The following is an 18,296-nucleotide window of genomic DNA, read 5'->3' as shown; positions in this document are numbered from 1 at the left end:
ACCCGATCATTCATAAAATGCGAAAAGACGGGCCAGGCGCGCCCGACATCATTGGAGTATCTGTGGCAATCATGAAAAAGCTTCGCTTGGCAACGCTTGCGGCCGGTCTTGCCGCCGCGGCGTCTTTCCTGTCGGTTGCGCCGGTGCAGGCGCAGGCGCTCTCCGGCAGTGGCGGCCAGACGGTCGACACCATTGCCGCAGTGGTCAACAACGGTGTCATCACGCGGCGCGAACTCGACGAACGCATGGGCCTGATCACCCGCCGCCTGAACCAGCAGAACGCGCCGGTCCCGCCGATCGATCAGCTGCGCCAGCAGGTGCTCAACCAGATGGTGCTGGAGCGCATCCAGTTGCAGAAGGCGAAAGAAGACGGCATCAATATCGACGACGCCACCGTGCAAAGAACGCTCGAACGGCTTGCCGCGGCGAACAACCTGACGCTCGACGTGTACCGCTCGCGGATCGAGGCGCAAGGCGTGCCCTGGAGCACCTTCACCGGCGACGCGCGGACCGAGCTCACGCTCTCGCGCCTGCGCGAGAAGGAAGTGGACAGCAAGGTCACGGTCTCGGACGCCGAGGTCGCGAACTATATCGCCAGCCAGCGCGGCCCGAACGCCGGCCAGACGAGCGACCTGCATCTGCAGCACATTTTCATCAAGGCGCCGCTGAACGCGTCGGAGACCGATATCGAGGCGGCGCAGAAAAAGGCGCAGGCCCTGCTTGCCGAAGCCAAGGGCGGCACCAACTTCGAAAAGCTGGCGAAGTCGAATTCGCAGGCGCCGGATGCATCGAAAGGCGGCGATACGGGTTTCCTTTCGCCGGCCAAGTTGCCGCCTGAATTCGTCACGGCTGCCGCGACATTGCGCCCCGGCCAGATCAATCCGGATCTGATCCGCACCAACGACGGTTTCGAAATCGTGCGTCTGGTCGATCGTCGCGCCGGGCAGGGCACCAGTTCGGATGCGCCGAAGCTCGTGCAAACGCACGTGCGCCACATTCTGCTGCGCGTCGGCGACGGCATGTCGGAGCCGCAAGCGCGTCAGAAGCTGCTCGAAATCAAGAACCAGATCGCCGCGGGCGGGGACTTCGCCAAGTTCGCGCACACCTACTCGCAAGACGGTTCGTCGTCGCAAGGCGGTGACCTTGGCTGGATCAGCCCGGGCGAGACGGTGCCGGAATTCGAGCGCGCCATGAACAGCCTGCAGGACGGCCAGATCAGCGACCCGGTTCGCAGCGAATACGGCTACCATCTGATTCAGGTGCTGGGCCGCCGCGAATCCGAAGGCTCGGTTTCGCAGCAAATGGATCTGGCGCGCCAGGCCATCGGTCAGCGCAAAGCGGAACAGGCCTACGCCGACTGGTTGCGCGCACTGCGCGACACCGCGTATGTGGAAGTGAAGCCCACGCTGTCGAGCACGCAATAACCGTTATGACAACCGCCGCCCAGTCCGCCCGCCCACCGTTGCAGATCGCGATCACGACCGGCGAGCCCGCCGGCGTCGGCCCCGAGCTGACGGCGCAGGCGCTCGCCGGCGCGGCGGCGCACTGGCCCCACGCACAGTTCACCGTGCTCGGCGACGCGGACCTGCTCGCCGAACGCGCGCGCGCCGTGGGCGTCGATTGGAGCGCGCTGGTGGCGGATGGCAAGCGCGTGCGTCTGCAACACCGGCCGCTTGCGGCGCCTGCTGTCGCGGGCAAGCTGGACGCGGCCAACGGCCGCTACGTGCTCGATCTGCTCGACAGCGCAATAGACGGAGCGCTGGCTGGCACGTTCGACGCGATCGTTACCGCGCCGCTGCAAAAGAGCACCATCAACGACGCCGGCGTGCCGTTCACCGGCCACACGGAGTATCTGGCCGAGCGCACGCACACGCCGCGCGTGGTGATGATGCTGGCCGGCACCGGCAAGCGCCCGTTGCGCGTCGCGCTGGCCACCACGCATCTGCCGCTCAAGGATGTCTCCGCGGCGTTGTCGATTGAAGGCATTCTGGAGACGCTGCGCATCATCGATCACGATTTGCGGCATCACTTCGGTTTGCCGGCGCCGCGCATTCTCGTGACCGGGCTGAATCCGCACGCGGGCGAAAACGGCTATCTTGGCCGCGAGGAAATCGAGGTCATTTCACCGGCGCTGAAGCTCGCGAACGAGCAAGGCATCGACGCGCGCGGTCCCTACCCGGCTGACACGCTGTTCCAGCCGCGTTACCTTGAGCAGGCCGACTGCGTGCTGGCCATGTTCCACGACCAGGGCCTGCCGGTGTTGAAGTACGCCACGTTCGGCGAAGGCATCAATATCACGCTCGGTTTGCCGATCATCCGCACCTCGGTCGATCACGGCACCGCGCTCGATCTGGCCGGCACGGGGCGTGCCGACGCGGGCAGCCTGATTGCCGCGATAGAAACAGCGGTGTCGATGGCGCAGCACCGTCGCGCGGGCTGATCTGGCGCCACCGCACGGGCTTCTTGCGCGCGCCTGGCGCGTTTTTTACCATGTGCGCTGCCGCCGGCAGCGGGCGCGGCATGGCGGGCGCCGGCGAGAAATCGCGTCGTGCAGCAGGTTCCTTTTCTTAAGCAGTTTTCTTTCTTAGCGTTTCTTCGATGTCCACCAGCAGACAGCAACAGGGCCGGCACCAAGGTCATATCGCGCGCAAGCGTTTCGGTCAGAATTTTCTGGTCGACATGGGCGTGATCGACTCGATCATCGACGTCATCGGGCCGCAGCGCGGCGAGCGCATGGTCGAGATCGGACCGGGCCTCGGTGCGCTCACTGAACCGCTGATCGAGCGTCTGGCGACGCCGGAAGCGCCCTTGCACGCGGTCGAACTGGACCGCGATCTGATCGGCCGTCTGAAGACGAAATTCGGCGACCTGCTCGAACTGCATGCGGGCGACGCGCTCGCGTTCGACTTCGGCTCGCTGGCCGCGCCGGGCGACAAGGCGTCGCTGCGCATTGTCGGCAATCTGCCGTACAACATTTCGAGCCCGCTGCTGTTTCATCTGACTTCGTTCGCGCATCGCGTGATCGATCAGCACTTCATGTTGCAGAACGAAGTGGTCGAGCGGATGGTGGCGGAGCCAGGCACCAAGGCGTTCAGCCGTCTCTCGGTGATGCTGCAATACCGTTACGTGATCGACAAGCAACTCGACGTGCCGCCCGACGCATTCAACCCGCCGCCAAAAGTCGATTCGGCGATCGTGCGCATGATCCCGTACGAACTGCATGAACTGCCGCCCGTCGACGAGCGTGTGCTCGGCGAAGTGGTGACGGCCGCGTTCTCGCAGCGCCGCAAGATGCTGCGCAACACGCTCGCTGCGTATCGCGATTCGGTGGATTTCGAAGCGCTCGGCTTCGACCTGCAGCGCCGCGCCGAAGACGTGCCGGTGGCCGAATATGTGCGCGTCGCGCAGATCGTGGCGGGCAAGGCCTGAGCGCCGAGCCCGAGGCCAAAGCCCGGCCCTGGTAAACTCGAACGCTAGGCCGTCACACGCCTTGCCGGTGCATTGACCAGCGCGATGCCGGTCAGCACCAGCACCGCGGCCATCAGAAAGCGCACGCTGAACGACTCGCCGAGCAGCAGCACACCGAAGCTCACGCCGAACAGCGGCGTGAGAAACGAGAAAACCGACAGGCGCGACGCGATATAGCGCGTCAGCAACCAGAACCACACCAGATAGCTGACGAACGCCACAATCACGGCCTGATACGCGAGGCTCACCACCGCCAGCGGCGTGACGGTTTCCACGCGCGCCTGGCCAAGCCCGAGGGCAAGCGCGAGCAGGACTACCGCCGACACCGTCAGTTGATAGAACAGCGTCTTGCTGGCGCTCGAATGAGCGAGGCGTGTGGCGCGCACCACCACGGTCGTCGCGGCCCACGCAATACCGGCCAGCACGCCGAGCGCGTCGCCGGCGACACCCTTCAGCACCGAACCCTGCGCGGCGTGGCCATGCAGGAAGCCGTCCGCGAAAGCGAGCGCCATGCCCGTGAACGCGACGAAGATACCGAGCCACTGAAGGCGCCGCATGCGCTCGCCGTCGACGAACCAGTGCAGGCCGAGCGCCGTGAAGCACGGCGCGGTGTAAAGAAAGACCGCCATGCGCGACGCACTGGTCAGCGTCAGGCCGAGAAAAATGCACACGAACTCACTGGCGAACAGCACGCCCGCGAGCACGCCGGCGCCCAGGGTGCCGTCGTCGCGAAAGAGCGGCGTGCCGCGTGAGCGCGCCCAGCCCCACACGAGCACGGCCGCGATCGCCGAGCGCACGCCGGCCTGAAAGACCGGCGGCAGCGCGATGTTGGTGCTTTTGATCGCAACTTGCTGGAGCCCCCAGATCGCGCACAGGCCGATCATCAAGAGGATGGCGAAGCTATCCGGGGCGCGACGTGCGGGCAGGGCGGAGGTGCTCATGGGCTGAGTGGAGGCGGGGACAGGTCGTACGATAGCAAACCCGTCCGCTCAGCCGTCCGATGACCCCACCGCCTACGCGTGCTTCTTACAGGCCGCAAGTTTTTTGCCGATTTCACGACGCCCGCGCAACACCTACCTCAGACTAATTTCGCACTATTGCCGTTTCGCGCTAAGGTTCAGCCACTACCGTTTCGTCAGGACATTCGCGCCGGCTGCATGCGGTGCGGTGCAAGGCTTCTCAGTACGAAGAATGCGAAGAACAGGCGGCCAGCGCAACGGACTGATTCGTTGCTCCGCCGAAGCAGACTGACCCTCTCCGCGCAGCGCGGAACCTGTACGAGGAAAAGCGATGAAGAACGTAGGCAGGTGGGCAGCGGGCGCAGTGCCCGCGGCGTTGGCGTCGTTGGCATGCCAGATGGCGCACGCGCAATCCAGCGTGACGCTGTACGGCGTGGTCGATGAGAGCGTGCGCTATCTGACTCACGTCAACGCGGCCGGCGATTCGTCGATCGGACTCGGCAACGGTGGCATGACGCAAAGCCGTTGGGGCCTGAAAGGCGTCGAAGATCTGGGCGGCGGCTGGTCTACTTTCTTCAAGCTCGAAAACCGCATCTATATCAACAGCGGGCAAAGCGATCCCACGCTGCCGTTCTTCAACGAAGCGCAGGTCGGCGTGCGTTCGGACTCCTACGGCCAGATCATCCTCGGCCGTCAATACAACGTGGTGATCGAAGGCGTCACGGTGGCCGGCTACGGCAGCAACTCCTGGATCCCGTACGACTTCAGCTTTCAACCTGAAGTGACAATGACGGGCGGCATCTGGACCAGCAACCAGGTGCAATATCAGGCGAGATATAACGGCTTTACGTTCGCGGCCGGTTACGCATTCGGCGGCAACGCGGGCAATTCCTACGGCAGCCAGATCGGCGCGGCCGCGGCTTATAAGCCGGAAGGCGGGCCGTTCAGCGTGGGCGGCGCGTACGAAGAGTCGAAGGACTCCGTCAACGGCGCGGCCGCGAAGACATGGACATTCGGCGGCGCGTACACCTGGAATCTCACGCGCTTTTCCGCCGGCTACATCGTCAACCAGAACGATGCGGGCTTTTCGAATTTCGCCAACGGGCCGTTCACCGCACCGGTGCTGGCAGCGCTCAAGTACACGGACTTTGCGCGGCGCCGCATGATCCTGGGCGGCATCACGCAGCAGGTCAGCAACAAGTGGCACTTCGCCGCGAATGTCTGGCGCACGCTGCAGGACGGCAAGACCGCCGCGCAGGACGGCTCAGCCTGGCAGTACCAACTGGTCGCCGACTACAACCTCTCCAGACGCACCGACATCTATCTGGAAGGCGACTATGCGATCTATCGGGGCGGTCTGATCGGAGCGCAACTGCAAGGCGTCAACGGCGTCGGGCTCGCGCAGAAGGGCACGCAGATCGGCTTGATGGCAGGCGTGCGGCATCAGTTCTGAGCATCGGTTCACGAGCGGCGCGCTCTGCAGCGGTGCCTGATTCCGGGTACATTGACGGTCTCGCTATCATGCAACAGGGAGTGCACCATGCGCCTGCTTCACACCATGCTCCGGGTCGGCGACCTGGATCGTTCCATTGCCTTCTACACCGAACTGCTCGGCATGAAACTGCTGCGCCGCGAAGATTATCCGGACGGCAAATTCACGCTGGCATTCGTCGGTTACGAAGACGAGCGCGACGGCACCGTGCTCGAACTCACGCACAACTGGGACACACCCTCTTACGATCTCGGTACCGGTTTCGGTCACCTCGCCGTCGAAGTGGACGATGCCTACGCCGCATGTGACAAGATCAAGGCGCAAGGCGGCACGGTCGTGCGCGAGGCGGGCCCGATGAAACACGGCACGACCGTGATCGCTTTCGTTACCGACCCGGACGGCTACAAGATCGAGTTCATCCAGAAGAAGAAATAATAGAGCAGGCCGTGGGGCGAGGTTAGACGATGAATAACAGCAATCCCTACTTCAACGAACTCGACGAGATCCACGTCGAAATCGAGGCCTTGTTCGACGGTTCCGCGGATGAAGGCGCGCTGCAAAGAATCATGGCGCGCTTCGCTCCGCAGTTCACGCTGGTCATGACTTCGGGTGCCGCACTCGATCACGCCGGTTTGCGCGAGACATTTTCGAAGCTGCGCGGCGCGCGCCCAGGCGCGCACATCACCATTCGCGACAAGGAGATCGTCGCCGAATACCCGTCAGGGGCGGTGGTGAAATATCGCGAGTATCAGCGCGACAACACCGGCAACGCGAACGTGCGGCGCTCCACGGCGGTGATGGATCTCGACGCGCACGGCAAGGTGACGTGGCGTCATTTGCAGGAAACTTTCTGCTCGGAGTGAGCGGAAGAATGTGACAAGCCGGTGCTTCAGTCTGAAACTGAAGCGCCGGTTTCAATGCGCAAGGAAAGGGCTAAAGCGTCGGCAGCAATTCCGGCGGATGCGACTTCAACGTCTGCCGCGCCTCGCGGAATTCCGGAAAAATCGATTCGACTGTTTGCCAGAAACGCGGGCTGTGATTCATTTCACGCAGATGCGCGAGTTCGTGAGCGACGACGTAATCGATGATGGAAAGCGGAAAGTGAATGAGCCGCCAGTTCAGGCGAATCTTGCCGTCACTCGAACAACTGCCCCAACGCGTGGCCGCTGAAGAAAGCGCATACGCGCGATAGTTCACGCCCAGCTTCTCCGCGTAGATCGCAAGGCGCTCGCCGAACAGGCGCTTCGCTTCGCCTTGCAGCCACCCTTGCACGCGGTCCTTGATCTGCTGCGGGTCCGCTTGCAACGGCAGCGGCACTTGCAGCGCCGCGTCGTTCGCGCTGAACGCGAGCGTGCCTTGCGGCGAGCCGAGCTTCACGCGCACGGGCTGTCCCAGATAAGGCACCTCGGCGCCATCTTTCCAGTCGACCTTCGGCAACGCGCGTTGCTCGACACGCGTTTGCCATTCGATCAGCTTCGTGAAAATCCAGCGCTGTTTTTCGGTGATCGCGGTTTCGATATCGGCGAGCGTAACCCAACGCGGTGCCGTGATCGTGAGACCCGTGCTGTCGATCGCAAAGCCGATCGAGCGTCGCGCCGAACGCTTGAGCACGTAATGCAGCGTGCGTGAGCCGATCGCGAGGCTGCGCAGCTTGCTGCCATCCGGCGCGAACAACACGGCCGGTTGCTGGCTCCCCGGCGAGCCCTGCAAAGAGCCAGGCGACGGTGCGGAAGGTGAAGGGGACGACGACGTCGACCCCGGCTCGGCAAAGAGCGGGAGATCGAGCTGCCGGTTATCGAGCGCCGCAGCGTGCTGCGGCGTAGGAGACTTCTGCATCGGATTCGGCTTCGCGCTAATACGCCTTCTAGGGCGTGGGCGCGTCAGATTGGTGCGGCGGCGGAACTGCTTTCCGCCGCGCGGTACGCGGTAGGATCGATGCGACGCATTTCAGCTTCGATCCACCGTTCGACGCGCGTGTTCACTTCATCGGGCGTGAGCCCCGTCGTGTCGATCGGCTTGCCGATCGACACTGTGACTATACCCGCATATTTGAGAAACGAGTTGCGCGGCCACACGCGTCCTGCGTTGTGCGCGATCGGTACGACCGGCGCGCCGGTTGCCGTCGCGAAGCGCGCGCCACCGGTTTTGTACTTGCCTTGCTTGCCGGTCGGCGTGCGCGTGCCTTCCGGAAACATGATGACCCAAGCGCCTTCCGCCATGCGTGCCTTGCCCTGTTTGATGACCGATTCGAACGCGTACTTGCCTTCCTTGCGATCGATGTGAACCATCTTCAGCATGCCGAGCGCCCAGCCGAAGAACGGCACATACAGCAGTTCGCGCTTGAACACATAGCACAGCGGCCGGGGCATGAGCGCCGGAAACGCCAGCGTTTCCCATGCCGACTGATGCTTGGACAGCAGCACGGCGGGACCGTTGGGCAGGTTCTCCATGCCCTCGATCCGGTAGCGGATGCCGTTGAGCCAACGCACCGTATGCAGCGTCGCGCGGCACCAGCCGGCCGCCATCCAGTAGCGCTTGTCGGCGCGCATGAACGGAAACGCGATGAAGCATGCCGTCGCGTACGGCACCGTGAAGAGAACGAAGTAGATCAGCAGGAGCAAAGAACGGATGAAGCGCATCGGCGTGGTCAGTGAGGGATGGGGACGCGCGTGGCGCGCGTCACTCTTGAGCGTCGGCGAGGAAGTCGAGCGCGAAGGCACGCAGATCGTCGTGCACGATCGTGCCTTCGGGCAAGTTGCCGGCCGCGAGCGTTTTGCGACCCTTGCCGGTCAGCACCAGATGAGTCGGATGGCCGAGCGAAGCGCCCGCTTGCAGATCGCGTTTGGAGTCGCCGACCACCGGCGTATGTTCCGGATCGACTTCGAAACGTTCGGCGATCATCTTCAGCATCCCGGGCTTCGGCTTGCGGCACTCGCAGTGGTCTTCCGCCGTGTGCGGGCAGAAGAACACCGCGTCGATGCGCCCGCCGACCGCGGCCGCCATGCGGTGCATCTTCAGATGCATCGCATTGAGCGCGTTCATGTCGAACAGGCCGCGGCCGATGCCCGACTGGTTGGTCGCGATCGCCACGCGATAGCCCGCCTGATTCAGACGCGCGATGGCTTCCAGCGAACCGGGCAGGGCAACCCATTCGTCCGGCGACTTGATGAACGCGTCGGAGTCGACGTTGATCACGCCGTCGCGGTCGAGGATCACCACTTTTTTGGTCGGCATGGCGCGGTGCTCAGGCGGCGAGTCGGGAAATGTCGGCGACGCAGTTCATCTGCTGATGCAGTGCGCCGAGCAGGGTCAGACGGTTGGCGCGCAACGCCGGATCTTCGGCGTTGACCATCACGTCGTTGAAGAACGTGTCGACCGGTTCGCGCAACGCGGCGAGCGCGGTGAGCGCACCCGTGTAGTCGCGTGCGGCCAGTTGCGATTGCACGCGCGGCGCGACCTGTTCGAGTTGCGCATGCAAGGCTTTTTCCGCCGCTTCGACGAGCAGCGTGACTTGCACACCGCCGGTCGCCGCGCCTTCCGACTTCTTCAGGATGTTCGAGATGCGCTTGTTGGCCGCCGCGAGCGAAGCCGCTTCAGCCAGCGACGCGAATTCGCGCACGGCATCCAGACGCGCGACGATGTCGTCCAGACGCGTGGGATTCAGCGCCAGCACCGCGTCGATCTCGCCGACTGCATAGCCGCGCTCGCGCAGCAGACCGCGCAGGCGGTCCATGCTGAACTCGTAGATCGCTTGCGTCGAATCGGCGACGTTCGGCACCGCGGCGAATTGCGCGTGAGCCGTGCGCAGCAGTTCGACCAGATCGACCGGCAGTTGCTTCTCGACGAGAATGCGCAGCACGCCGAGCGCGTGACGGCGCAGCGCGAACGGGTCTTTTTCGCCGGTGGGTTGCAGGCCGATACCCCAGATGCCGACCAGCGTTTCGAGCTTGTCGGCGAGCGCGACGACGGTGCCGGTTGCGGTGGTGGGCAACGCGTCGCCGGAGAAACGCGGCTGATAATGTTCCGAGCAAGCGAGCGCGACTTCTTCCGGCTCGCCGTCGTGGCGCGCGTAGTACGTGCCCATCGTGCCTTGCAGCTCGGGGAATTCACCCACCATGTCGGTGATCAGGTCGGCCTTCGCGAGACGCGCGGCGCGCTTTGCGAGCGCCACGTCCGCGCCGATCAGTTCGGCAATCGCACCGGCCAGCGCTTCGACGCGCTCCACGCGTTGCAGCGCCGAGCCCAGCTTGTTGTGATACACCACGTTCGCGAGCAGCGGCACGCGATCGGCGAGGGTCTTCTTCTTGTCCTGCTCGAAGAAGAACTTCGCGTCGGCCAGACGCGGACGCACCACGCGCTCATTGCCTTCGACGATATCGCCCGGCGTGGCCGTTTCGATATTCGATACGATCAGGAAGCGCGAACGCAGCTTGCCGTTCGCATCGGTCAGCGCGAAGTATTTCTGGTTGGTCTGCATGGTGAGGATCAGGCATTCCTGCGGCACTTGCAGGAATTCGTCCTCGAAACGGCACGCGTAGACCACCGGCCATTCAACCAGCGAGGTCACTTCGTCCAGCAGCGATTCCGGCATCACCACCTGGTCGCCGTTGGCTTGCGCGAGCAGATGCGTGCGGATGGCGGCCTTGCGGTCGGCGAAATTCGCGACCACGCGGCCTTTGTGCAACAGCGTCTCGGCGTACGAATCCGCGTGCTGGATCTGCACGAAGCCTTCGGAGAGGAAGCGATGGCCGAGCGTGGTGTCGTCGGCGTCGATGCCGAGCGCGCTCACCGGCACGACCTGTTCGCCATGCAGCGCGGTCAGGCGATGCGCCGGACGCACGAACTGCACATTGGTGCCGTCCGGGCGCTGATAGGTCATGACCTTCGGAATGGGCAGCTTGGCGAGCGTTTCGTCGAGCGCGCCTTGCAGGCCTTCGGCGAGCGTGGCGCCGGGCGCGGCGTAACGCAGGAAGAAGGCTTCGGCCTTGCCGTCCTGCGCGCGCTCCAGGTCGTTCACCGAGAAATCGGGGAAGCCGAGCGCGGCCAGTTTCTTGGCGAGCGGCGCGGTGGGCTGGCCGTCTTTATCCAGCGCGACAGAAACCGGCAGCACTTTTTCGCGCACGTGTTTTTCCGGCGCGACCGCGCGCACGTTTTTGATCGTGACTGCGAGGCGGCGCGGCGTGGCATAACGTTCGAACGACAGTTCGCCTTCGACCAGGTCGCGCGCCGCGAGGCGCTGCGCAATGCCTTCGGCGAAGGCGTCGCCGAGACGCGCGAGCGCTTTGGGCGGCAGTTCTTCGGTCAGCAGCTCGACGAGCAGGGTAGCTTGATGGGGTTGAGTCATTTCCTGGTGTTCTCGTCTCGTCAGTCTTGGTCGATCTTGCGTTCGACTTTCAGCGGCGGCGCCCATGCGGGCATCGCGGCGTCCTGTTCGTCAGTCGTGAGGCCCGGCACGCCGTGCACGGGATTGCCGAGCATCGGGAAGCCGAGCTTTTCGCGCGAGTCGTAATAAGCCTGGGCGACCAGCTTCGACAGTGCGCGAATGCGGCCGATATACGCCGCGCGTTCCGTGACCGAAATGGCGCCGCGTGCGTCGAGCAGGTTGAACGTGTGGCCGGCCTTCAGCACGAGTTCATACGCCGGCAGCGCGATCTGCGCTTCGATCATGCGCTTGGCTTCGGCTTCGTAGCTGTTGAAGATCGAGAACAGCAACTCGACGTTCGCGTATTCGAAGTTGTAGGTGGACTGCTCGACTTCGTTCTGATGGTAGACATCGCCATAAGTGAGGCGGCGCAGTTCAGGGCCGTTCGGGCCTTGCTCTTCCCATTCCGTCCAGACGAGGTCGTAGACGTTCTCGACCTTCTGCAAATACATGGCGAGGCGCTCGAGGCCGTATGTGATTTCGCCGAGCACCGGCTTGCAGTCGAGACCGCCGACCTGCTGGAAGTAGGTGAACTGGGTCACTTCCATGCCGTTCAGCCACACTTCCCAGCCGAGGCCCCAGGCGCCGAGCGTGGGATTTTCCCAGTCGTCTTCGACAAAGCGCACGTCGTTCTGCTTCAGGTCGAAGCCGAGGGCTTCGAGCGAGCCGAGGTAGAGGTCGAGGATATTTTCCGGCGCCGGCTTGAGCACCACCTGGTACTGGTAGTAATGCTGCAGACGGTTCGGGTTCTCGCCGTAGCGGCCGTCTTTCGGGCGGCGCGACGGTTGCACGTATGCCGCGCGCCACGGCTCGGGACCGACCGCGCGCAGGAAAGTGTGGACGTGGGAGGTGCCCGCGCCGACTTCCATGTCGATCGGCTGGAGCAATGCGCAACCCTGCTTGTCCCAGTAGGACTGCATTGTCAGGATGATTTGCTGAAACGTGAGCATGAAGTGCCTTTCGGGCATGGGGCCGCGCCGTGAGCGCCGAAGCGCGCCGGGCTGGCCGTGGAGCGAAGTGCTAAACCAGAGATTTTAACGGAAAGGGAGGGGGGTGTCCGTTTTGGCGGTGGGCGGAGGGGTGGTCCGCTGCGCGCAGCGGGAATTTAGCGTTTGTAGCGCAGGCCCTGCTCAGATTCCTGCCGGTATCCGTGAAGTGACTACAGATAGCTGGGAATTTGCGCCTTGCATGCTTCAAGCGATTGTGTACTGAAGTGGGCTACGCCGAATCGATACTTACAGTAATCGGCAAATCGGGCACGGTCGACGGACGATAGATGATCGAGTGGCGTATCGTCGCCTTCGTTGGCAAAGGGGTCGTAGAACTCCATCTGGAACGTCGGATATTGCTTAACAAAGAACGTCGTTTGCACTTCGTGGTCCAGGTGTGACTCGACGTAGCCGGTGTACGCAATTGCAACGATGGCTGCGGCAGCACAGCCGATCGCCACAAGCCACTTCTTTCGCAGCACGTTCATGGCACTCTCAAGCCTGTCGATTTTCGTATTTCGTTGACAATCGCCAGGCCGACGTTGCCCGGGCATATCTTCCCTTCGCCCAATTGACCAGGAAACTCGCGATGCCCGCCAAGGGTATGGATATTGAAGAACTCTCGCAGAGTGGAAATAAATGCTGTGAGCGCAAGCTTCTGCTTTTCGGGTACGTGCGGTTTGTGTTTGAAGCCGATCGAGTTCAGCAGCTTTGTGATTCGCGCAACGCCGTCGTGCCCTTCGCCTGGTTCTGTCAGATTTTCCAGCAGTACGATCCCGATAACCTCCGAGTTGTGGTTATGCACGTTTTCGCCCTTGAACCTTATATCGCGGCCCTCGAAGATATTCCCGAAACAATCGAGTGCGTAGTGATAGCCGATGTCGTCGCTTGCCGCCGTGCTGCGTCCCATCTGCAGATCTTGAATATCCTGCAACTGGAGTGCAGCAGGTCCACACGTAAAACTGCGTCCCGCATGATGGATGGCGATCTTGGTGTAATTCCAGTCGTCACGCATGCGAGATGAACGGTTCTTATGCGCAGCCCAGTCGGATCGCTCGACAAAGTTTATACCGGTTTGTCGTATGCGATTGATGATGGCCTGCCGGGTGGCCGCGCGGTTGTTGACGGAGATGGAGATCGCATTGCCGGTGGCGCGGTCCAATGTCGTTCGCCCAGAGGTCCAGTGCTCAATTATGTAGTCTGCCATCCTCACCCTCTCTGGCTGGGTGTGAGTTCACGCTGCGGTGACGAAAAGACAATGTGGATGCGAAATGTCTCTGACCCGGGCGTCTCAATTACCGCATAACCTTCTTTGTCGGTTCTGGCCGATCGCATCTTGCCTTCAATATCAACTATGAATCGTTGATTTTCTAACGGCTGGCCTGTCATGCTATCCCACACGAACACGCGTTGGGAGTGCATGCGTGGCGGTTGAAAGGTAGGTAGATCGCTTAGTTGGGGCTCTTTGTTGACGTCAAGCCGTTGCTCGGGCCCAGTGACAGCAAACTCCTGAAACATATCTTTCTGAGAAGCGATGATGATCGGAGATGGCTCGCACTTGCATAGGCAAATGTCGCCTTCCAGTGCTGCGTCCGTGCCCATTATGCTGTTCAGCAAGCGCGGCCCTTTTCCGGAAATAACACCGACAGTCCCGCAGGAGTGGCATTCGACCTTCGCGCCGAGGTAGGTTAATGCCGTGCCATGGTGGGTACAGGTTTCATCCCCTTCGAGAACAAATCCCCCAGCCGAAGAGCGATCACCTTGTTTCAGGTGGTACCGTCGCATGCGTTTCACCGGTAATCGTGAGTGCTTTCGCGTCGATGCCCGGCCACATCGGCAATCGATACGAGGGCGAGCGTTCGGCCCGCAGCATTGGGTGTGGCCGACGAGCGCGTGGCCTTAGTGAGGTCCCCGCGCATCACGAGCATACTGCGGCGAGATGTCCGGGCGAGATGCGGGCGTGTGCCGAGCGGCAATGACGTACAGAGCGGAGCGGGCGTAACCATAACCATCGAATGGAGCAATAGACCTCGTCAATGTACGGTCCATTCTGAAGGTTGTATATAAGACGAATTCTTGTGGATTCTTAAAAGGAACTCATCTCTGTACGTGGATTAAACATCGACGCGATCGGCATGCTTGCCGATCGCGTCCGCGCCGAATCACGTCGCCGCCAGTTCCACCTTCGGCGAGAACGAATCGCTTTGCGCCACCGGCCAGTACTTTTCGAACAGCGAGTAACGGTAATTGCCGTTGAGCAGGTCGTTCGGATCGAGATACTTCAGCAAGTCCGACATGAGGCGCACCTCATGCGACGACACGCGCCGCACGATGTGATGCGCGCGCAGTTCCGCCGGATGCTTCAGCCCCGCGGCCTGAATGATTTCCTTCAGCGCGTGCAGCGTGTTGTGATGGAAATTGAAAACACGGTCGGCCTTGTCCGGCACCACCAGCGCGCGCTGGCGCACCGGGTCTTGCGTCGCGACGCCGGTCGGGCAACGCCCCGTATGGCAGGTCTGCGCCTGAATGCAGCCCACCGCGAACATGAAGCCGCGCGCCGCATTGACCCAATCGGCGCCGATGGCAAGCGTCTTGGTGATATCGAATGCGGTGATCATCTTGCCGCTCGCGCCGATGCGGATGCGCTGGCGCAAGCCGATGCCCACCAGCGTGTTATGCACCAGCAGCAGGCCCTCTTGTAACGGCACGCCGACGTGGTCGGTGAATTCCAGCGGCGCCGCGCCGGTGCCGCCTTCCGCGCCGTCCACCACGATGAAGTCCGGCAGGATGCCCGTTTCCAGCATCGCCTTCGCAATGCCGAAAAATTCCCATGGGTGCCCGATGCACAGCTTGAACCCGGTCGGCTTGCCGCCCGACAGCGTGCGCAGACGGTCGACGAATTCGAGCAGACCGCGCGGTGTGGAGAACTCCGAGTGCGTGGCCGGCGAGATGCAGTCGCGGCCCATCGGCACGCCGCGCGTTTCGGCGATTTCCGGCGTGATCTTGGCCGCCGGCAGCACGCCGCCGTGACCCGGCTTCGCGCCTTGCGAGAGCTTCACCTCGATCATCTTCACTTGCGGCTCGGCGGCCTGTTTCGCGAACTTCTCCGCGCTGAAAGTGCCGTCGTCGTTGCGGCAGCCGAAGTAGCCCGAAGCGATTTCCCAGATGATGTCGCCGCCATGCTCGCGGTGATACTTCGACATCGAACCTTCGCCGGTGTCGTGCGCGAAGTTGCCTTTCTTCGCGCCGAGGTTCAGCGCCATGATCGCGTTCGCCGACAGTGAGCCGAAGCTCATTGCCGAGACGTTGAAGATCGACATCGAATAAGGCTGCGCGCGGTCCGGTCCGACGACGACGCGAAAGTCGTGGTGATCGAGCACGGTCGGCGCGAGCGAGTGGCTGATCCATTCGTGCGAGACGGCCTTGACGTCGAGCTCGGTGCCGTACGGTCGGCTGTCGACGTCGTTCTTCGCACGCTGGTAGACGATGCTGCGCTGAGCGCGCGAGAACGGCTTTTCGTCGGTATCGCCTTCAACGAAATACTGACGGATTTCCGGCCGGATGAATTCGAACAGGAAACGGAAGTGCCCCCACAGCGGATAGTTGCGCAGGATCGCGTGACGCTGCTGCGTCAGGTCGAACAGGCCGAGCGCGACCAATGCAAGCGGCACGATGATCCAGAACCACGAAATGTGATGCGTGGCGGCGAGCGCCGCGCAGACCGCGAGTAGCGCGGCCGCGCACCACATGGCGAGATAACGTCGAGAAAACATGGGGACTCCGTTGCGGTGAGGATCGTCACGGCGGGATCGCCAACGCCGTTGGCGCAGGCGGAATCCGTCGTGAAGGAAAACGGGCGACTGCTTGTCGTGGCGAAGCGGGCTGCCGTTTGAAGTGCGAACGCATGAATGCCGCGACCGGGTTCAGACGTGAACGCGCGGCGCGTACGGCGACGCGCAGCATGGTTCATCGATTGAAAGCATGGATCAGCGGGTGGTCAGCAATGCCGCTTGTTGCGGCTGGCGTGAGACCGGCTGGCCGGTTACCGCATGTTCGATGATGCCGCCGCCCAGGCACACGTCGCCATCGTAGAGCACGGCGGATTGCCCCGGTGTGACAGCCCATTGCGCCGTGTCGAAATTCAGCTCGAAGAGGCCTTCGCCGGCCCCCGCCGAACTGAACGTGCACGGCGCGTCCGCTTGCCGGTAGCGGGTCTTCGCGCCGCACGCGAAGCCGTCCGCCGGCGGCTCGCCCGCCACCCAGCTCGTGTTGCCCGCGGACAGCGTATGGCTCAGCAGCCACGGATGATCGTGGCCCTGCGCAACGTACAGCGTGTTCGACGGGATGTCCTTGCCGGCCACGAACCACGGCTCGCCGCTGCCGTCCTTGCTGCCGCCGAGGCCGATGCCCTTGCGCTGGCCGAACGTGTAGAACGCGAGGCCGATGTGTTCGCCGACCACTTTGCCTTCGGTGGTTTTCATCGGGCCGGGCTTGGTCGGCAGATAGCGGTTCAGGAAGTCGCGGAACGGCCGTTCGCCGATAAAGCAGATGCCGGTCGAGTCTTTCTTCTTCGCATTGGGCAGCGCGATCTGTTCGGCGATTTCGCGCACCTTGGTTTTCGGAATTTCGCCGAGCGGAAACAGCGTTTTCGACAACTGCGCCTGATTCAACCTGTGCAGGAAGTAGGACTGATCTTTCGTATGGTCGAATGCCTTCAGCAGTTCGAAGCGGCCATTGTTCTCGCGCACGCGCGCATAGTGGCCGGTCGCGATGGTTTCCGCGCCGAGCGACATGGCGTGATCGAGGAACGCCTTGAACTTGATTTCGGCGTTGCACAGCACGTCCGGATTCGGCGTGCGGCCGGCCGAATATTCGCGCAGGAATTCGGCGAACACGCGGTCCTTGTATTCGGAGGCGAAGTTGACCGCTTCGACGTCGATGCCGATCAGGTCCGCCACCGAGACCACGTCGATCCAGTCCTGCCGCGTCGAGCAGTACTCGCTGTCGTCGTCGTCTTCCCAGTTTTTCATGAACAGGCCGACCACGTCGTAGCCCTGTTCCTTCAGCAGCCACGCGGTAACCGACGAATCGACGCCGCCCGACATGCCTACTACGACTTTCTGCTTGCTCATAAGGTGCTCACTGGGTGCTGCGTGACTTCATGGATCGTGGGTAGGCCGCTCGTGACGGCTGCCGCGATATTTACTGTTTTTTACTGTTTGGGCCCGACCGAATGCGTGTGCACGAAGTCGAGCGGGAAACGCCGGCCCGCGAGGTAGTCGTCCAGACATTGCATGACGAGCGGCGTGCGGTGCCGTTCGGGACAGGCGCGCAATTCGTCGGCGCTCATCCACAATGTGCGGACGATGTCGGGGTCGAGCGCGCGCTCCGTGTCCGGTTCGCCGCCCGGGCCGCAATAGGTGAAGCGCAGGTAGGTCACCCCGCCTGCCGCGCCCTCGCTGCCGGGACGCTCGAAGTGGGTCATATACATGCCCACCAGTGCCACGGGCACGAACGGATGGGCGGTTTCCTCGAGCGTTTCGCGGATCACGGCTTCAAGCAGCGTTTCGCCCGCTTCCAGATGGCCCGCGGGCTGATTCAGGCGCAGGCCCTCGGCGGTATGTTCCTCGACCACGAGGAAGCGCCCGTCACGTTCGACGATGGCCGCGACGGTGACGTGCGGCAGCCAGGTTTCCGGTTTCATGGGTGCGCATTTTACCGTTTATGGGCTTCGCTTGCCGGGAAGCTGGCGGCGCGCGGCGCCCGGTCTTGGCCATTCGTGGCCCGCCACGACGCAGCCTGCATCCGCCAAGGCCCCCCGCATTGTCCCCGATTTCGGCGCGGCGTCCGTTTCGGTTAAAGTGAGGCGTTAGCCGTTGCACTTGCAAGCCGGCGTGCCTCGTCGGCGGATCTGTCGTAAAACAGGAAGTCGAGGAGGAACAACGATGCACATCGGAGTGCCAGCC

General features: G+C 62.8%; 18 protein-coding genes. 6 read left to right on the top strand and 12 right to left on the bottom strand.

Going from position 1 to position 18,296, the window contains the following annotated elements:
• The first annotated feature begins 62 nt into the window (after nucleotides 1-62).
• From P0D68_RS34480 to rsmA, 3 genes are all read left to right on the top strand, one after another.
• Nucleotides 63-1,424 carry a peptidylprolyl isomerase gene (locus P0D68_RS34480; RefSeq protein WP_408302535.1) on the top strand — a complete coding sequence of 454 codons (1,362 nt, stop codon included), beginning with the start codon at nucleotides 63-65 and terminating at the stop codon, nucleotides 1,422-1,424.
• 5 nt (nucleotides 1,425-1,429) lie between these two features.
• Nucleotides 1,430-2,440, top strand: coding sequence for a 4-hydroxythreonine-4-phosphate dehydrogenase PdxA (gene pdxA / locus P0D68_RS34475; RefSeq protein ID WP_408186504.1), 1,011 nt, complete (start codon nucleotides 1,430-1,432; stop codon nucleotides 2,438-2,440).
• 158 nt (nucleotides 2,441-2,598) lie between these two features.
• Complete coding sequence (rsmA, locus tag P0D68_RS34470; RefSeq protein WP_408302537.1) at nucleotides 2,599-3,429, top strand: 16S rRNA (adenine(1518)-N(6)/adenine(1519)-N(6))-dimethyltransferase RsmA; 831 nt, start codon at nucleotides 2,599-2,601, stop codon at nucleotides 3,427-3,429.
• Nucleotides 3,430-3,473: 44 nt separating this feature from the next.
• Here the strand turns inward: rsmA and P0D68_RS34465 are convergent, their stop codons facing one another.
• Nucleotides 3,474-4,409, bottom strand: a complete 936-nt coding sequence (locus P0D68_RS34465; RefSeq protein ID WP_408302539.1) for a DMT family transporter — start codon at nucleotides 4,407-4,409, stop codon at nucleotides 3,474-3,476.
• 349 nt (nucleotides 4,410-4,758) lie between these two features.
• Between P0D68_RS34465 and P0D68_RS34460 the strand changes: the two genes are divergently transcribed.
• The 3 genes from P0D68_RS34460 (at nucleotide 4,759) to P0D68_RS34450 (ending at nucleotide 6,782) form a co-directional block, all read left to right on the top strand.
• Nucleotides 4,759-5,880 carry a porin gene (locus P0D68_RS34460; RefSeq protein ID WP_091796719.1) on the top strand — a complete coding sequence of 374 codons (1,122 nt, stop codon included), beginning with the start codon at nucleotides 4,759-4,761 and terminating at the stop codon, nucleotides 5,878-5,880.
• 87 nt (nucleotides 5,881-5,967) lie between these two features.
• The gene (gene gloA, locus P0D68_RS34455; RefSeq protein WP_095417469.1) at nucleotides 5,968-6,354 is read left to right on the top strand and encodes a lactoylglutathione lyase; all 387 of its coding nucleotides are present in this window, start codon (nucleotides 5,968-5,970) and stop codon (nucleotides 6,352-6,354) included.
• A gap of 29 nt (nucleotides 6,355-6,383) precedes the next feature.
• The gene (locus P0D68_RS34450; protein ID WP_091796717.1) at nucleotides 6,384-6,782 is read left to right on the top strand and encodes a hypothetical protein; all 399 of its coding nucleotides are present in this window, start codon (nucleotides 6,384-6,386) and stop codon (nucleotides 6,780-6,782) included.
• Nucleotides 6,783-6,852: 70 nt separating this feature from the next.
• Here P0D68_RS34450 and P0D68_RS34445 read toward each other — a convergent pair whose 3' ends face one another.
• The 11 genes from P0D68_RS34445 to P0D68_RS34395 all read right to left on the bottom strand — a co-directional run bounded on the left by P0D68_RS34445 (nucleotide 6,853) and on the right by P0D68_RS34395 (nucleotide 18,034).
• A complete protein-coding gene (locus P0D68_RS34445) occupies nucleotides 6,853-7,755 on the bottom strand; it encodes a M48 family metallopeptidase (RefSeq protein ID WP_091796716.1) in 903 nt (300 codons plus the stop codon).
• A 44-nt stretch (nucleotides 7,756-7,799) separates the two neighbouring features.
• Nucleotides 7,800-8,558, bottom strand: coding sequence for a lysophospholipid acyltransferase family protein (locus P0D68_RS34440; protein ID WP_091796715.1), 759 nt, complete (start codon nucleotides 8,556-8,558; stop codon nucleotides 7,800-7,802).
• 40 nt (nucleotides 8,559-8,598) lie between these two features.
• Nucleotides 8,599-9,153, bottom strand: coding sequence for a D-glycero-beta-D-manno-heptose 1,7-bisphosphate 7-phosphatase (gene gmhB / locus P0D68_RS34435; RefSeq protein ID WP_091796714.1), 555 nt, complete (start codon nucleotides 9,151-9,153; stop codon nucleotides 8,599-8,601).
• A 10-nt stretch (nucleotides 9,154-9,163) separates the two neighbouring features.
• Nucleotides 9,164-11,263, bottom strand: coding sequence for a glycine--tRNA ligase subunit beta (gene glyS / locus P0D68_RS34430; protein WP_408302543.1), 2,100 nt, complete (start codon nucleotides 11,261-11,263; stop codon nucleotides 9,164-9,166).
• Between the two features lie 20 nt (nucleotides 11,264-11,283).
• The gene (gene glyQ / locus P0D68_RS34425; protein ID WP_408186525.1) at nucleotides 11,284-12,291 is read right to left on the bottom strand and encodes a glycine--tRNA ligase subunit alpha; all 1,008 of its coding nucleotides are present in this window, start codon (nucleotides 12,289-12,291) and stop codon (nucleotides 11,284-11,286) included.
• A gap of 209 nt (nucleotides 12,292-12,500) precedes the next feature.
• The gene (locus P0D68_RS34420) at nucleotides 12,501-12,818 is read right to left on the bottom strand and encodes a hypothetical protein (protein ID WP_408302545.1); all 318 of its coding nucleotides are present in this window, start codon (nucleotides 12,816-12,818) and stop codon (nucleotides 12,501-12,503) included.
• Entirely contained in the window at nucleotides 12,815-13,537 is a 723-nt protein-coding gene (locus P0D68_RS34415; RefSeq protein ID WP_408302547.1) for a peptidoglycan recognition protein family protein, read from the bottom strand. The genes P0D68_RS34420 and P0D68_RS34415 overlap by 4 nt, the downstream gene beginning before the upstream one ends.
• A 2-nt stretch (nucleotides 13,538-13,539) precedes the next feature.
• On the bottom strand, nucleotides 13,540-14,115 hold the full coding sequence (locus P0D68_RS34410; RefSeq protein ID WP_408302549.1) for a PAAR domain-containing protein: 576 nt from the start codon (nucleotides 14,113-14,115) through the stop codon (nucleotides 13,540-13,542).
• Nucleotides 14,116-14,492: 377 nt separating this feature from the next.
• Nucleotides 14,493-16,103, bottom strand: coding sequence for an FMN-binding glutamate synthase family protein (locus P0D68_RS34405; protein WP_408302551.1), 1,611 nt, complete (start codon nucleotides 16,101-16,103; stop codon nucleotides 14,493-14,495).
• A 213-nt stretch (nucleotides 16,104-16,316) separates the two neighbouring features.
• The gene (mnmA, locus tag P0D68_RS34400) at nucleotides 16,317-17,462 is read right to left on the bottom strand and encodes a tRNA 2-thiouridine(34) synthase MnmA (RefSeq protein WP_091796711.1); all 1,146 of its coding nucleotides are present in this window, start codon (nucleotides 17,460-17,462) and stop codon (nucleotides 16,317-16,319) included.
• Between the two features lie 80 nt (nucleotides 17,463-17,542).
• Nucleotides 17,543-18,034 carry an NUDIX hydrolase gene (locus tag P0D68_RS34395; RefSeq protein WP_091796710.1) on the bottom strand — a complete coding sequence of 164 codons (492 nt, stop codon included), beginning with the start codon at nucleotides 18,032-18,034 and terminating at the stop codon, nucleotides 17,543-17,545.
• Between the last annotated feature and the right edge of the window lie 262 nt (nucleotides 18,035-18,296).

Source organism: Paraburkholderia sp. RL17-380-BIE-A, from assembly GCF_046028085.1.
Lineage (GTDB): Bacteria > Pseudomonadota > Gammaproteobacteria > Burkholderiales > Burkholderiaceae > Paraburkholderia.
This window is presented reverse-complemented; position numbering and strand designations above follow the sequence as displayed.